At 39.8% G+C, this 15,748-nt stretch carries 15 protein-coding genes; 8 read left to right on the top strand and 7 right to left on the bottom strand.

Going from position 1 to position 15,748, the window contains the following annotated elements; all coding sequences use genetic code 11:
• The first annotated feature begins 431 nt into the window (after nt 1-431).
• Nucleotides 432-2,597 carry a polyribonucleotide nucleotidyltransferase gene (gene pnp, locus D0T56_RS11975; protein ID WP_163320398.1) on the top strand — a complete coding sequence of 722 codons (2,166 nt, stop codon included), beginning with the start codon at nt 432-434 and terminating at the stop codon, nt 2,595-2,597.
• A 57-nt stretch (nt 2,598-2,654) separates the two neighbouring features.
• On the opposite strand, the gene holA is transcribed toward pnp, so the two are convergent.
• The gene (gene holA / locus D0T56_RS11970) at nt 2,655-3,659 is read right to left on the bottom strand and encodes a DNA polymerase III subunit delta (protein ID WP_163320397.1); all 1,005 of its coding nucleotides are present in this window, start codon (nt 3,657-3,659) and stop codon (nt 2,655-2,657) included.
• A 38-nt stretch (nt 3,660-3,697) separates the two neighbouring features.
• Complete coding sequence (locus tag D0T56_RS11965; protein WP_163320396.1) at nt 3,698-4,468, bottom strand: AMP nucleosidase; 771 nt, start codon at nt 4,466-4,468, stop codon at nt 3,698-3,700.
• A gap of 115 nt (nt 4,469-4,583) precedes the next feature.
• Here D0T56_RS11965 and D0T56_RS11960 point away from each other — a divergent pair, with 115 nt between their 5' ends.
• Nucleotides 4,584-5,033: a type I restriction enzyme HsdR N-terminal domain-containing protein gene (locus D0T56_RS11960; RefSeq protein ID WP_163320395.1), complete on the top strand. Its 450-nt coding sequence runs from the start codon at nt 4,584-4,586 to the stop codon at nt 5,031-5,033.
• A 61-nt stretch (nt 5,034-5,094) separates the two neighbouring features.
• Here D0T56_RS11960 and D0T56_RS11955 read toward each other — a convergent pair whose 3' ends face one another.
• A complete protein-coding gene (locus D0T56_RS11955; protein ID WP_163320394.1) occupies nt 5,095-5,457 on the bottom strand; it encodes a hypothetical protein in 363 nt (120 codons plus the stop codon).
• Nucleotides 5,458-5,691: 234 nt separating this feature from the next.
• The gene (locus tag D0T56_RS11950) at nt 5,692-6,447 is read right to left on the bottom strand and encodes a shikimate dehydrogenase (RefSeq protein WP_163320393.1); all 756 of its coding nucleotides are present in this window, start codon (nt 6,445-6,447) and stop codon (nt 5,692-5,694) included.
• Between the two features lie 156 nt (nt 6,448-6,603).
• On the opposite strand from D0T56_RS11950, the gene D0T56_RS11945 reads away from it, so the two are divergent.
• From D0T56_RS11945 to D0T56_RS11920, 6 genes are all read left to right on the top strand, one after another.
• Nucleotides 6,604-7,611: an aspartate-semialdehyde dehydrogenase gene (locus D0T56_RS11945; RefSeq protein ID WP_163320392.1), complete on the top strand. Its 1,008-nt coding sequence runs from the start codon at nt 6,604-6,606 to the stop codon at nt 7,609-7,611.
• A 224-nt stretch (nt 7,612-7,835) separates the two neighbouring features.
• Nucleotides 7,836-8,540 carry a Crp/Fnr family transcriptional regulator gene (locus D0T56_RS11940; RefSeq protein ID WP_163320391.1) on the top strand — a complete coding sequence of 235 codons (705 nt, stop codon included), beginning with the start codon at nt 7,836-7,838 and terminating at the stop codon, nt 8,538-8,540.
• Nucleotides 8,537-10,060: a GH3 auxin-responsive promoter family protein gene (locus D0T56_RS11935; protein ID WP_163320390.1), complete on the top strand. Its 1,524-nt coding sequence runs from the start codon at nt 8,537-8,539 to the stop codon at nt 10,058-10,060. The genes D0T56_RS11940 and D0T56_RS11935 overlap by 4 nt, the downstream gene beginning before the upstream one ends.
• Nucleotides 10,061-10,160: 100 nt before the next feature.
• Complete coding sequence (locus D0T56_RS11930) at nt 10,161-11,000, top strand: outer membrane protein assembly factor BamD (RefSeq protein WP_163320389.1); 840 nt, start codon at nt 10,161-10,163, stop codon at nt 10,998-11,000.
• A gap of 29 nt (nt 11,001-11,029) precedes the next feature.
• Nucleotides 11,030-11,362, top strand: a complete 333-nt coding sequence (locus D0T56_RS11925; RefSeq protein ID WP_163320388.1) for a DNA-directed RNA polymerase subunit omega — start codon at nt 11,030-11,032, stop codon at nt 11,360-11,362.
• 3 nt (nt 11,363-11,365) lie between these two features.
• Complete coding sequence (locus tag D0T56_RS11920) at nt 11,366-11,809, top strand: DUF4293 domain-containing protein (protein WP_163320387.1); 444 nt, start codon at nt 11,366-11,368, stop codon at nt 11,807-11,809.
• Nucleotides 11,810-11,900: 91 nt separating this feature from the next.
• On the opposite strand, the gene nagB is transcribed toward D0T56_RS11920, so the two are convergent.
• From nagB to murQ, 3 genes are all read right to left on the bottom strand, one after another.
• Nucleotides 11,901-12,710, bottom strand: coding sequence for a glucosamine-6-phosphate deaminase (nagB, locus tag D0T56_RS11915; RefSeq protein ID WP_163320386.1), 810 nt, complete (start codon nt 12,708-12,710; stop codon nt 11,901-11,903).
• A 115-nt stretch (nt 12,711-12,825) separates the two neighbouring features.
• On the bottom strand, nt 12,826-14,814 hold the full coding sequence (locus tag D0T56_RS11910) for a glucosamine-6-phosphate deaminase (protein ID WP_163320385.1): 1,989 nt from the start codon (nt 14,812-14,814) through the stop codon (nt 12,826-12,828).
• 111 nt (nt 14,815-14,925) lie between these two features.
• Nucleotides 14,926-15,744, bottom strand: a complete 819-nt coding sequence (gene murQ, locus D0T56_RS11905; protein ID WP_163320384.1) for an N-acetylmuramic acid 6-phosphate etherase — start codon at nt 15,742-15,744, stop codon at nt 14,926-14,928.
• Nucleotides 15,745-15,748 lie beyond the last annotated feature (4 nt).

Here is a 15,748-nt window from a genome sequence, read left to right as displayed (position 1 = left end):
CGAGTTATTTTTTGTTCAGCTTATTAAGCTGTATAGTGGGTCGGCAAGAAGCCTTAGTCACAGAAAGCCTTTTTGATTCCTTTTGCGGCTTAGGGCAATTAACAATCGAGGAGCGAAGGCGACTCAAAAGGAATGCAAGTAATCTTTGATTACGCGCAGCATGTTGTTGAATTTAATTGAACGTTTTAAGTAGCGAGAGCAGAAGCAAAATTTGTTTTGATTATGCCGAGTCACGACAACCAACGGTCACAGGAGCGAAGCGTATGTAAAACGACTAATGTAATCCAACGTTTTTGTTATAGAAAATCAAAATACTGATTGGTATAAATAATGTTGGTATCATGTTAATGTTATCTTTATGCTGTTTGTCAACGGAATAATTAAAAAAAATCCATACCTTTGCTCGAATTTTAAGAAGAAAGAAATATATTATGATTAATCCGATTACAAAGAGTATCGATTTGGGTGATGGAAGGACTATCACCATTGAAACAGGTAAATTGGCAAAACAAGCCGATGGTTCTGTGACTGTTAGAATGGGAGATACCATTCTTTTGGCAACAGTTTGTGCTGCCAAAGATGCAAATCCGGGTGTAGATTTTATGCCTTTGCAAGTTGAATATAAGGAGAAATTTGCCGCTTTCGGTCGTTTTCCCGGTGGGTTTACCCGTCGTGAAGGACGTGCCTCCGATTATGAAATCCTTACATGTCGTTTGGTAGACAGGGCACTTCGTCCGTTGTTTCCCGACGATTACCATGCTGAAGTATTTGTTAATATAATATTATTCTCATCCGACGGAAAAGATATGCCGGACGCTTTAGCCGGACTTGCTGCTTCGGCTGCATTGGCTGTTTCGGATGTACCTTTCAATGGACCTATATCGGAAGTTCGTGTAGCACGGGTGGATGGACAATTTGTTTTGAATCCGACCTTTGAACAATTGGCTCAAGCCGATATGGACATTATGGTTGGTGCTACTATCGACAACATTATGATGGTGGAAGGCGAAATGAAAGAAGTTTCCGAAGCCGAAATGTTGGAAGCTATCAAAGTTGCACACGAAGCCATCAAAATTCAGTGTCAGGCTCAGATTGAGTTGATGGAGATGTGCGGAACAACCGTTAAAAGAGAATATTGCCACGAAGTGAACGACGAAGATCTTCGCAAAGATGTTTGGGCAAAATGTTACGATAAAGTTTATGCGGTAGCAGCTTCCGGTAACACAAATAAACACGAGCGTGGAGATAATTTCGCTGCAATTGTTGAAGAATATAAAGCAAACTATACAGAAGAGGAATTAGCAGAAAAAGGTGCATTGATTTCGAAATATTACCACGATGTGGAAAAAGAAGCTATGCGTCGCTCAATCCTTGATGAAGGAAAACGTCTTGATGGACGTACAACAACTCAAATCCGCCCTATCTGGAGCGAGGTTGATTATTTGCCCGGAGCGCATGGGTCGGCAATCTTTACACGAGGAGAAACTCAATCGTTGACAACCGTAACTTTGGGTACAAAACTTGACGAGAAGATTATTGATGACGCACTTTATAATGGCAGGGAACGTTTCTTGTTGCACTACAATTTCCCTCCATTCTCAACAGGTGACGCTCGTCCGCAAAGAGGAGTAGGACGTCGTGAGATTGGTCACGGAAACTTGGCTCACCGTGCGTTGAAACCAATGATACCTACCGACTATGCGTATGTTATCCGCGTGGTTTCCGATATTCTGGAATCGAACGGTTCGTCTTCTATGGCAACTGTTTGTGCCGGAACACTTGCCTTGATGGATGCCGGTGTGGCAATCAAGAAACCTGTTACGGGCATTGCTATGGGGCTTATCTCAGAGAAAAAAGGAACAAACTTTGCAGTGCTATCGGACATATTGGGTGATGAAGATCACTTGGGCGATATGGACTTTAAAGTGTGCGGAACAAGAGATGGTATCACAGCCACTCAGATGGATATAAAAGTGGATGGGCTTTCTTACGAAATTCTTGAAAAAGCATTGAATCAGGCAAAAGAAGGCCGTCTTCATATTATGGATAAGGTTCAGGAAACACTTGCCGCTCCAAGACCTGACTTCAAGCCAAATGCACCACGTATTGAGGTGTTGATGATTGCAAAAGAATTTATCGGAGCAGTTATCGGACCGGGTGGTAAAATTATTCAAGGAATACAGGAAGAAACCGGAGCAGTTGTTACTATCGAAGAAGTTGACGGCTATGGTCGTGTAGAGATTTCTGCAAACAACAAAGCGTCGATCGAGGGAGCAATGGCTAAGATAAAAGGTATAGTTGCAGTTCCTGAAATCGGAGAGGTTTATGAAGCTAAAGTACGTTCAATTATGCCTTATGGTGCATTCTGCGAATTCTTGCCGGGTAAAGACGGTTTGCTTCATATCTCAGAAATTTCTTGGGATAGAATTGAAACTATGGAAGCTGCAGGATTGAAAGAAGGTGATATAATAGAGGTGAAATTGGTGGATGTTGACGCCAAGACAGGAAAGATAAAACTTTCTCGTAAAGCGCTTCTTCCTCGCCCTCCAAGACCAGACAAACCTGTGAAAAAGGAAAATAACGAAAATCAGAATTAATCTCTGATAGATATAGATAAACAAACCCTTTCTGAAAAGAGAGGGTTTGTTTTTTTATTAGTGCATCACCTTGTATAAGAGTTCTTTCAGTAGCTCTCCATCCGGAACTGAGGAGTTGTCCACCCCCTTGCACATGGCGTCGTATTTGCGAAGCAGGGCTATTATTTCCATACACTTAAAGGCATTGTAGTATTTCAAGGCGGTGACATAGTCGCGAGCCTGAAAGCTGTTGCGAAAACCCAGTTCGGCAGCTATTCCGTTTTCGGATTTATCTTTTGCCCAATAGCAGATCATCAGGTTACTGAAAAAATTGAAAAGGACAACTAAAGTGACAATTAACGGGTTGTTTTTCGGATTTTTTTCGAAATAATCGGCAATTTGGTTCGCTTTGAACGTATTTTTCTCGATAACAGCCTTTAATAGTTCAAAATTGTTGAAGTCTTTGCTGATTCCGATGTTGCGTTCTATAAGATCGGCGGTTATGCGTTTCTCACCTTCGGGAAGAGAGAGGATCAGCTTGTTAAGCTCATTTACCAATCTGCTTAGGTCGTTGCCTACAAAATCAGCCAACATTTGAGCCGATTTTTGATCTATACCCAATTTTTTCAGGGTAAAGTACGACTGAATAAACGCAGGAATCTTATAGTCAGGTATTTTCTTCGATTCGAAAACAACACCCCGCTTGTCTATTTCGGCATATAGTTTTTTTCTTTTGTCGAGAGAACCGCCTTTGTAGTTGATTATCAGTATTGTCGACGCCAGAGGGTTTTTAGCATAAACTTCCAGTTCTTCAATCTTTTTCAGGTTTTGAGCCTCTTTCACCACAATCACCTGATAGTCCGACATCATCGGGAAACTGCGGCTGAGAGTGACGATTGTTGCCACGTCTGTCTCCATCCCATAAAAGATATTCTGATTGAAATCTCGTTCTTCTTCGGGAAGTATCGTACTGGTGAGTAATTCAGTCAGCTCATCAATATAGTATGGCTCATCGCCCATCAGTAGGTAGATGGGTTGAAATTTGCGTGCCTGAATGTCGTTTCTTATCTGCTCAAAAGTCATATTTATGCTTGGTCAGGTCAATAAAAAGGTCTGCGACCTTAAAAACGAAGGTGTTTTACTGTTGAACCGTTATTAATAAGTGTAGTCAATGCTTTGATGCCCACTTTAACATGTTCTTCCACAAAGTTTTGAGTCACAATCTGATCGCTCTTTTCGGTTTTCACACCTTCGGGAATCATCGGTTGGTCCGATACCAGAAGTAATGCTCCTGTCGGAATTTGGTTTGCAAATCCGCATGTGAATAAGGTTGCGGTTTCCATGTCCACAGCCATTGCCCTGATCGATCGTAAGTATTCTTTAAAGGCCTCGTCGTGTTCCCACACTCGGCGGTTTGTTGTGTAAACAGTTCCTGTCCAGTAGTCACGGCCAAAGTCACGAATGTTTGACGATAGCGAGCGCAACAAGCTAAAAGCAGGTAAAGATGGTACTTCGGGTGGAAAATAGTCGTTGGATGTACCTTCGCCTCTTATTGCTGCTATGGGGAGGATGTAGTCGCCAATTTGGTTTATCTTTTTCAACCCGCCACATTTTCCGAGAAACAATACGGCTTTGGGTTTGATGGCACTCAACAAATCCATTACGGTGGCAGCATTTGCGCTTCCCATGCCGAAGTTGATGATTGTGATTCCCCCTCCCGATGCGTTGGGCATGTTGGCATCTTTGCCAACTATGGGCACATCGAAATGATCTGCAAAGATTTGCAGGTATTTTGAGAAATTTGTAAGTAAAATATATTTATCGAACTCTTCCAGCGACCTTTTTGTATATCTTGGCAACCAGTTTTCAACTATTTCTTGTTTTGTTTTCATAAAACCTCCTTTAATATTAAATTTGACATCTGTTTTCGAAATGATGCTTTTTCGGGCATAATCTGTAGGACAGTTCTCATAATACTAACAAACAAAGATAATAAAAGATAGCAGAATGTTAGAATTAAATCTTCCGCCATTTCCGGTAAAAACGAAAATGATAGATCAGAAACCTTTCATTTGGGATAGGATACGGAAAAAATACATTGCCCTGACTCCCGAAGAATGGGTGCGGCAACATTTTGTGAATTATCTTATCGAGTATAAGTCTTACCCTGAATCCCTTATGGCAAACGAAAAGCAAGTTTTGCTGAACAGCCAGAAGAAGCGTTGCGATTCGGTTGTCTATAACCGTGAACTGAAACCTTTGCTTGTTGTAGAATATAAATCGCCTGATGTGAAGATCACGCAAGATGTTTTCGACCAGATAGTTCGTTACAATATGGTTTTGAAGGTAGCTTATCTTGTGGTTTCTAATGGACTGCAACACTATTGCTGCTCTATCGACTACGATACCCAATCGTACAATTATCTGCCCGATATTCCGGCCTATTGTGAAATATGATATACAATAAAACCGACTCATAATGAGCCGGTTTTATTTGTTAGTAAGTGATTCTTACTTCTTATTTAGAAGCTAAAACTTTGTCTTGATAGTTTCTGCTTGCAGTGATGTTAACCACCATCAAATATTTTCTATATTGTTCGGGAGTCAATACATTTCTTGCATGAGCCAGATTGAAAGCCAACGTCTTTTGCATTGCTTTTTCGTCTACCTGTCCGTTTTTGATAGATCTGGCATATTTAGCAGACGTCATATCAAATATTTGTTGCAAATAGTCTTGTTGAGTGTAGCTGGCATCCAAGTAACGAACTATTCCGTTGAATGTTGTCTTTTCATTCAATTTGCCAAGAAAAGCATAATCTTGAGCAGATACGACAGCTGTTAGAGAAAATATGGCAATAGCCAAAGTAAATAAACGTTTCATAACCTAAAATTTTAAATAAAACAATCTTTATAAATAACCTAATAAAAAAATAAAAACAAGAGACACCAATGGCTTTTTATAAGCGTTTCATGGTATCTCTTGCATTGTTTGTTGATACAAAGATATAAACTTTATTTGAAAAATATGTTGTAAAACATAAAATCTCCATATAGATTTTTTCTATTAGTCTTGTTTGTTATGTTTATTTGTTGTGAACTAGATTGTTATGATGGACTATTTATTCCATATTTTCCATGCTGCTTCTGCCTGAAGTACTAGCATTTCGGCTCCATTTTTTGTAATTGTTCCTTTTTCTTTGCCTAATCTTAAGAATTTTGTCTCGGCAGGATTGTAGATCAGATCATATAAAAGGTGCCTGTCAGAAAGATATTGGTAAGGAATATGGGGGCATTTATCAGGGTCGTACGATGCGCCGATGGGGGTGGCGTTTACAATGACCGTATATTCATCTACTCTATCCCGATTCAGTTCGTTGTATGTGAAATTGTCGCTGTTTTTTGTTCTTGATACGTATTTATATTCAAGTCCCAGATTGGTTAAGCCTTGCGCTACGGCTTTTGACGCCCCTCCCGTACCAAGTATCAATGCTTTGCGATGAATGGCTTTGTTTATCAGCGGTTCTATTGATTTTTGAAAACCAATCATGTCGGAATTGTATCCGATCAGTTCGGGATTGCTTTGTCCTTCCTTTTTTATGACTTTGATAACATTCACCGCTCCAATTTGAGCTGCATTCGGGTCTAGGCTGTCAAGGTAAGGAATGATTTTTTCTTTGTAAGGTATCGTGACATTCATTCCTTTGAGGTTTGGATGTTTCGATACGATATCGGGAAATTCGGATATGTCGGCAATCTCGAAATTTAAATATTCTGCATTGATATTTTCTTTCTCAAATTTTTCGGAGAAATACCCTCTCGAAAAGGATAATTTGATGGGATATCCTACCAAACCGTAAGTGTCTTTTGCCATATTCTGTTTTTTTGCTCCAAAGTTAACAAAGAAACTATAAAAAAAGTAAGCACTTGCACAATTCTTTTAAGAGACAAGAGAGGGTTTATCTTTATTTAATTTGTAACTTTGCAGCCTGTTTTTATCATTACAAATAATTTATATCAAAACAAGAAAATGAAAATTGCAATTGTTGGTGCAAGTGGTGCGGTAGGACAGGAGTTTTTGAAAGTTCTGAAAGAACGAAATTTTCCTATCGAAGAATTAACCTTATTTGGTTCTGCCCGTAGTGCGGGTAAAGTTTATTCTTTTAAAAATAAAGAATATACTGTGAAGGAACTGAAGCACAATGACGATTTCAAAGGTATAGACATTGCTTTTGTTTCGGCAGGTGGTAGTATTTCTGTCGAATTTGCTGAAACCATTACCAAGCATGGCGCAATAATGATTGATAATTCAAGTGCTTTCCGTATGGATGCAGATGTGCCTTTGGTTGTTCCGGAAGTGAATGGCGAAGATGCAAAAGTTCGTCCGAGGGGTATTATTGCCAATCCTAATTGTACGACAATACAGTTGGTGGTGGCATTGAAAGCAATAGAGAATATTTCTCACATCAAGAAAGTACATGTGGCTACATATCAGGCTGCATCGGGAGCCGGAGCTTCGGCAATGGATGAACTGGTGGCACAATTTAAGCAAATTGTGAACGGTGAAGATGTAGTGGTTGAGAAATTTTTCTATCAATTGGCATACAATTTAATTCCTCAGGTAGACCAATTTACGGAAAACGGATATACGAAAGAAGAACTGAAAATGTATAACGAAACACGTAAAATTATGCACTCGGATGTGGAGGTGAGTGCTACGTGTGTGCGTGTTCCGGTTCTGCGTGCACACTCAGAAGTGACGTGGGTGGAAACCGAAAAACCGATTTCGATAGAAGAGGCGAAAGCTGCTTTTGCAAAAGCCGACGGGGTTATATTACAAGACGATACAGATAAGAAAGACTATCCGATGCCATTGTTCGTAACAGGCAAAGACGAGGTTTATGTTGGTCGGATTCGCAAAGATATATCCAATCCTAACGGACTTACATTCTGGACTGTTAGCGACCAGATAAAAAAAGGAGCCGCACTAAATGCCGTTCAAATAGCCGAATATCTGATAAAAGAGAAAGCGATATAAATTTTATTATCATAATGCTTGAAGGAAAAGAGGAGGAGACTCCTCTTTTTTTATTGACTATTGATATACACTTTACTATTGTGAAAATAAATTATAAGATGATTTTTATATTTTAAAACATAGTTAAAAAACAGTTTTTTTATGATTTTCATTTGTAAATAAAAAAAAACGCTAACTTTGTATGACATAGTGTAAACCAGCCTCAATAACGTTTAGCCCGAATAATGAAGGAAATTACAGATGTAAATACAACTGAGATTCTTGCCGGATTAGGTGAAATGTGGGTTCATTTAACTGAACAAGAGAAAGAATTGTTAGCCTCGAAAGCAAAGCTTATCGAGTTTAAGAAAAACGAAATCATATACAACGAGGAAGAGATTCCCGAGTATTTGATGAGTTTGATTAAAGGAAAGGTTAAGATATTCAAAAACGGAGTAGGAGGGCGCAGCCAGATTATAAGGATGGTGAGGCCGGTTCAGAATTTTGCCTACCGTGCCTATTTTGCTAAAGAACCTTATGTGACGGCTGCTTCGGCTTTCGAGCCATCTATGATTTGTTTTATACCTATGGACCTGGTAGAAAAACTGGTGCTCCAGAATGCGCAGTTCGGGATGTATTTTATACGTGAACTTTCTACCGATTTAGGTATTGCAGACGAGCGTGTTGTAAACCTCACCCAGAAACATATCCGAGGACGCTTGGCTGAATCATTAATCTTCCTTATTGAAAATTACGGGCTGGAAGAAGATGGAGCCACAATCAGCATTTATCTCTCGCGAGAAGATCTTGCCAACTTGTCGAATATGACAACCTCAAATGCAATCAGAACTTTATCTACTTTTGTAGAAGAACATATCATCGCTCTTGACGGGCGGAAAATAAAAGTAATTGACGAAGAGCGTCTCCGCAAAATCAGCAGGATAGGATGATTACGCAAATAGCTCATAAATATCTCGATTTCCGTTATCGGGAAATAGACAGATTTTTACAAAACCCAATTGAAACTCAAAATAGAATTCTTGATTATCTGATTAAGAACGGGGCGGATACCCTTATCGGAACGGAATTCGGTTTCTCTACAATAAAAAATGCAGACGATTTCAGAAAAAAAGTTCCTGTTTTTCAGTATGAGCAATTGCGCCCTTATCTTGACAAAATACTGAAAGAAAGGCAGCAAAATGTGCTCTGGAACAAACCTGTCAAATGGTTTGCAATGTCGTCGGGCACAACGGAGGATAAAAGCAAGTATATTCCCGTAACCGAAGAATCGTTGAAACAAGGACATTACAAATGTGGCGAGCAAATGCTAGCCATCTATGGAAAGTCTAATCCCAAGGCTCGCTTTTTTTTCGGAAAAACGCTTGTTTTGGGTGGTAGTAAGCAGATAAATAGTATCGGAGACGGCTTTTTTACGGGAGATATTTCGGCTATTTTGATAAAAAATCTGTATTTCTGGGCAAAACTTAGCCGTACGCCCGAAAGTATTTCTCTATTGCCCGATTGGGAAGAAAAACTGGAAGCACTTACAAAATACGCAGTCAAAAATGATGTGCGTGCATTTATGGGGGTGCCTTCGTGGCTATTGGTGTTACTGAAAAAAATAAAAAAGGAAACAGGCAGGGAATTGACCGATATATGGCCAAACCTAGAGGTTTTCTTTCACGGAGGAGTGAGCTTTACCCCTTTCGAGGAACAATATAAAAAACTGATACCGAAAGAAGATATGTGTTATTGGGAGACTTACAATGCTTCGGAAGGCTTCTTCGGTGTACAGTTTTCGCCACAATCGAAAGATATGTTGTTGATGATCGACAGCAATATCTATTATGAATTTATACCTATGAGCCAGTGGGATGAAGAAAATCCTGATACGCTTACTCTCGATGAGGTGAAAACCGGAGAGCAATATGCAATATTGATTTCTACAAACGGGGGGCTTTGGCGGTATATGATTGGCGATACGGTCGAATTTACATCCCTGTCTCCTTATCTGTTTAGGATTGTGGGGCGAACAAAAAGTTTTATAAATGCTTTTGGCGAAGAGTTGATTGTTGAGAATGCCGATAATGCGCTGAAAGAGGCTTGCAGGAAAACCGGCGCTCAAATAGCTGAGTATACGGCGGCTCCGGTTTATTTCGGAGATAACAATGTGGGAGCGCATGAATGGCTGATCGAGTTTGATGTAGAGCCAAACAATATAGAGGAGTTTGGGAAAGAGTTGGACAATGCCCTTAAAAAGGTAAATTCGGACTATGAAGCCAAACGTTCGTATGGCTTGTCTTTGCAGGAGCCAGTGATCCGCAAGGTGCCTCAAGGCGTGTTTTATGATTGGCTGAAGCATATCGAAAAAGCAGGAGGACAGAATAAAGTGCCCCGCTTGTCGAACAACAGGATGTATGTGGAACGGATATTGGAGTTCTTAAAAGAAAAAGGATATATTAACCAATAGGATTAATAAGTCCAAAATTATATAAAAACAAGAAGTTTTTTTTCAAAATAAAAAAGCTTTGGTTAAATTTGCTGACTAAATTTTGATAAAGACTATAAGAATGAGAGTTAAACTCCTTTATATCTTTGTTTTAGCAGTTGTGATGATGTCTTGTGGCGAATATAACAAGATATTGAAAAGCAACGATGTAGACTTAAAGTATACCTATGCTAAAAAATACTACGAAGAAAAAAAATACAACAGAGCGTATACTTTGTTAGAAGAGTTGCAACCTTACCTGAAAGGTACCAGCCGAGCAGAAGAAGGCTTGTTCTTGTTGGCTCAAAGTTTCTTTTACGATAAAGATTATATCACTTCAAGTAGTTATTATACAGCCTACTACACCACATATCCGAGAGGTGAGTATGCCGAAATATGCCGCTTTCAGGCAGCTTACGGATCGTATCTGAGTTCGCCCGACCCGCGCCTCGACCAAACAACGACGGTAAAGTCGATCCAGCAGTTTCTTGAGTTTATGGAATTCTATCCCCAGAGCGAGAAGTCGAAACTTGCACAGGAGTATGTGTTTGAATTGCAAGAAAAACTGGCGTATAAAGAAGTTATGGCATGTCGGTTATATTATAACTTAGGCAACTATATGGGTAATAATTATGAATCGTGTGTAGTTACTGCGCGTGAGGCTCTGAAAAATTATCCTTATTCGAAGTTTGCAGAAGAATATCAGGTATTGATCGTTAAATCGAGGTACGAATTGGCAATAAACAGCGTTGCCGAGCGTCAGCCGTTGAGATACAGGGATGTAATTGACGAATATTTCAATTATATAAACATGTTTCCGGAAGGAAAATCGAGAAAAGAAATCGAAAAGTATTATAATTCGGCTGTGAAAAGCGTAGAACAAAAAGATCATTCATCAACGTCTAAAGGTTCTAAATCTTAACAAATTCAATAAACAATATTATATAAATTATGGATTATAAAAAAAGTAATGCTCCGGGCAATACAATCACACGTGATATGATGTCGTTGAGCCAGGATACAGGAAACGTTTACGAAACAGTTCGTATCATTGGCAAGCGTGCAAATCAGATTGGTGTGGAAATGAAACAAGATTTGGACAGAAAACTACAAGAATTTGCATCTTACAATGATAATTTGGAGGAAGTTTTTGAAAACAGGGAGCAAATAGAGATTTCCCGTTATTATGAAAAACTGCCTAAGCCAACTCTTATCGCAACACAAGAGTACGAGGAAGGAAAGATATATTACCGGAATCCAAGCAAAGAAAAAGACCAGTTCTAAAGTATGATTCAACGTATTCAGAGCATCTATCTGTTGTTGATAGTAGCATTGATGGCTGCAACTGTATTTTGTCCTTTATTCGATTTTAAGGATGGATTTACGGTTACGGCATTTGGTGTTTTCTTTGATGGGGTTAATAAATTCCCTACATGGGGAGTGCTTACCTTCGGTTTGTTGACAGGACTTGTTGCATTTGTGAACATCTTTATGTACAAGAATAGAAAACGGCAACTGTTGTTTTGCAATATAACAACGGTTTTGATTATCCTTTTCTATATTACATTCGGTGTGTATATGAATGCAGCTATAGGCAAATTGAATTTGGAATACTTGAGCGTTCAATACGGCATAATTCTGCCTGCAATTGCTTTAGTGTTCAATATTCTGGCTCAGGTAAGGATCAAAGCGGATGAGAAATTGGTAAGGTCTTTAGATAGAATAAGATAAAGGTGCTGTAAGCATAACGAAAAATAACCCCCAACTCTTCAAAGTTTGGGGGTTATTTGTTATAGTAAATCCAAATACTGATTGGTATTATTTATAATAATGAGTCAGGATCAGTATTGTTCGCCTCAATATCCTTGAAGTACCTGTATGTTCCGACCTTTAGTTCATCAGTAGCCAGCTCGTCGCAAACGATTATGGCAGCCGGATGTAGTTGGAGTGTGGTAATAGTCCACATCTGATTTACAGCACCTTCCACAGCCTGAGCCAATGCTCTGGCTTTGTTGTGTCCGTTAATCAGGATTACCACTTCTTTGGCATCCATCACGGTTCCTACCCCAACGGTGACAGCCTCTTTGGGGACTTTAGTCAGGTCGTTGTCGAAGAAACGGGAGTTGGCTATTATAGTATCTTTCGTTAATGTTTTGATGCGTGTGCGGGATTTAAGCGAAGACCCCGGTTCGTTAAATGCAATATGCCCGTCAACTCCAACACCTCCGAGGAATAGGTCTATACCGCCTGCAGCAGTAATTTTTTCTTCGTAACGGCGGCATTCTTCTTCCAAGTCGGGTGCATTTCCGTTCAGTATATTTACGTTTTCTTTTTTCACGTCCACATGATTGAAAAAATTATTCCACATGAAACTGTGATAGCTTTCGGGGTGTTCTTGAGGAAGATTCACATACTCATCCATATTGAATGTGATAACATTTTCGAAAGAAACAAGACCTTTTTTGTGTGATTCAATTAAACATTTGTATACACCTAAAGGTGTGGAACCGGTAGGGAGTCCTAATACAAAAGGCTTTGCGGCTGTTGGTTGAGCTTTGGTTATTTTACTGACAATGTAATTCGCTGTCCATTGCGACATCTGTTCGTAGTTAGGTTCGATTATTAACCTCATAGAAACTTGGTATTTATGGTTTTCACTCTATGTAAAAGAATTATGTATTCCGTAAAGAAATATGGAATACATAATTCGGGAAAGGCTATAAAGATATAATTTTTTTTTTAAATATTTATAAAGGTTTATATTCAACAAATGCTTCAATTGCTTCGTAGGCGGCAAGACCCAGGTTGCGATATAGTTCGGCAGTGCCCTTGTTTCTGTCTTCCGATCGTTGCCAGAATAAGCGTTCGTCGTTGCCCAAAAATGGAGCACTTTCCATCTGAGATTGATGCCTCAAAATGGATAATCTTTTTTGACGCAATTCTTCCGGAGAAATAGGTACAGCCATTTCTATATGGTCTATTTCCCATTCTTGCCATGCTCCCCGATACATCCAGAACCGGCAATCTTTCAGCCATTTTGTTTTTTCTTCTTTCAGCTCATCCACAGCGGCCAATATGGCATCAAGGCATACTTTGTGAGTTCCGTGCGGGTCGGCCAAGTCGCCGGCTACAAATACCTCGTGTGGCTGAACTTTTTGCAGATAGTCTTTTATTATTTTTACATCTGTTTCGGAAATAGGTGCTTTTTTTACTTTTCCGGTTTCATAAAAAGGCAAGTCCAGAAAACTTATCTTTGAGTCGTCAAGTCCTATAAACCGGCATGCACTTGTGGCTTCTTCCCGTCGGATGCGTCCTTTAATGAACAATACATCAGACGTGTCTATGTCGCCCGATTTCTTTTCATGCAATAAGAAATTGAGAATTTTAGCCAGTTTTTCTTTCAAATCAACATCGTCAGGATTATATTTTGCTATGACATTCTCCATCAGTGAAACGTATCGGATAACTTCTTCGTCGCCCACCGCAATGTTTCCTGATGTTTGATAAGCTACATGTACATCATGCTGTTGATTAACCAAGCGTTGGAATGTTCCGCCCATCGAAATAACGTCATCGTCGGGGTGAGGGCTGAAAATGACAACCTTCTTAGGGTATGGTTTTGCCCTTTCCGGCCTGTTGGTATCGTCGGCATTCGGCTTTCCGCCGGGCCATCCTGTAATGGTATGTTGTAAGTCGTTGAATATTTTGATGTTAACATTGTAGGCTGAGCCGAACAAAGAAAGCAACTCGCCTAAACCATTGTCCTGATAGTCTTTGTTTGTCAGTTTCAGTATTGGTTTGTCTAGTTTGAAACATAACCATACAATAGCCCTTCTTATCAGTTTGTCTGTCCAATCGCAGCTTGTAACCAGCCATGGTTGACTGATTCTTGTTAACTCGTATGCTGCACTAAGGTCTGTGACGATCTTAGTGTTTGAATGTAGTTGCAGGTAAGATGCCGGTATGGCTTCGTCTATTTTTCCTTCCACAACATCTTTGATACACTTCGACTTGTCTTCACCCCAAGCTATCAGGGTTATCTTTTTTGCGTTCATTATGGTAGATACCCCCATCGTTATTCCACTGAGAGGTACGTTTTCCATTGATTCGAAAGTGTTTATGGCTTCTTTCCTCGATTGTATGTCGAGCAGAACGAGCCGGGTTTGAGAATTCTGATTAGAACCCGGTATGTTCAAACCGATATTGCCGTTTCGTCCCAAACCTAACAGTGCGTAATCCAGTCCGCCATAGTTCTGGATGCGTTTTTCATACAACTTGCAGAAATTCAGTATTTCTTCCTTGGGAATTGTTCCGTCGGGAGAAAACACATTATTTTGATTGATGTCAATGTGATCTAGGAAGAGGTCTTTCAACAGTTTTATGTTGCTGAAAGAATCGTGGCTGAGAGGATAAAATTCATAAACGTCGAAGATGATAACATTGCGGAAGCTAAGTTTTTCTTCCTTATGCATCCTCACCAATTCGATAAAAATATTGCGGGGAGAATGTCCTCCGGTCAAAGCCAGAACAAAATTTTCTCCGTTGTCTTGTTTTTTTCTTATACCGTTGGCGATTTCTCTGGCAACCAGCACCGAAGCCTCGTTAGAGGATTCGTAGATATGAGTTTCTATCTTCTCGAAGCGGGTAAGAGCTGTCAGCTCGTAGCCGTTTTGAGGCCTGTAATATTTACCCGAAACCCTGTCGAGGGTAATTTGTGAACTTAAATCAGTCTTCATAATTTAATCTTTTTTTAGCTTGCTAAATTACAGGTAAATAACCAATATCTGATGTCACATTTGTTTAATAAATGTGCTATAATTGTCTTAAATATTGAATCAACCCATCTTTTAATGCTTTTCTTTGTATGCGTCTATTGCTTTTTTTGCAGAACCGTGTTCCAATAGCAGCTTATTGGCCTCGTCATATTCCAATCCTAGTTCCTCTATCAACATTCTGGTTCCTCTGTCTACCAATTTGGCGTTCGACAATTGCATGTTAACCATGCGGTTGCCTTTCACTCGTCCGAGTTTTATCATTGTGGTAGTCGTGATCATGTTGAGGATCATCTTTTGCCCTGTGCCGGATTTCATTCGCGAGCTTCCCGTTACAAATTCGGGGCCTACTATCATTTCAATTGGAATTTCGGCTTCCCGGGCTATTGGCGAATCGGGATTGCTCGATATTGAGGCCGTCAGTATACCATGTTCACGGGCAATCTTCAATGCTCCTACTACGTATGGGGTTGTACCTGAGGCTGCTATGCCTATCAGGGTGTCTTTTTCGTTGATGCCGTATTCCATCAGGTCTTTCCAACCTATTTCCAAATCGTCTTCTGCTTTTTCCACAGGATTGCGAAGAGCTTTGTCGCCACCTGCAATAATGCCGATCACGTAGGTATTAGGCATGCCAAAAGTGGGTGGTATTTCGGATGCGTCAAGAACTCCCAGACGTCCGCTTGTTCCTGCGCCAATATAGAATATACGACCTCCTTCTTCCATACGGGGTACGATCTGCGATACCAGTTTCTCTATCTGGGGAATCGCTTTTTCTACGGCAAGCGCAACTTTTTTATCTTCATTATTTATACCTACCAATAAATCGTGTATCGACATTTTTTCCAGATTGTCGTACAAAGATGGTTGTTCGGATATTTTTATAAATGTCATTTTT

This window comes from Dysgonomonas sp. 520, assembly GCF_010501095.1.
GTDB lineage: Bacteria > Bacteroidota > Bacteroidia > Bacteroidales > Dysgonomonadaceae > QVMP01.
This window is presented reverse-complemented; position numbering and strand designations above follow the sequence as displayed.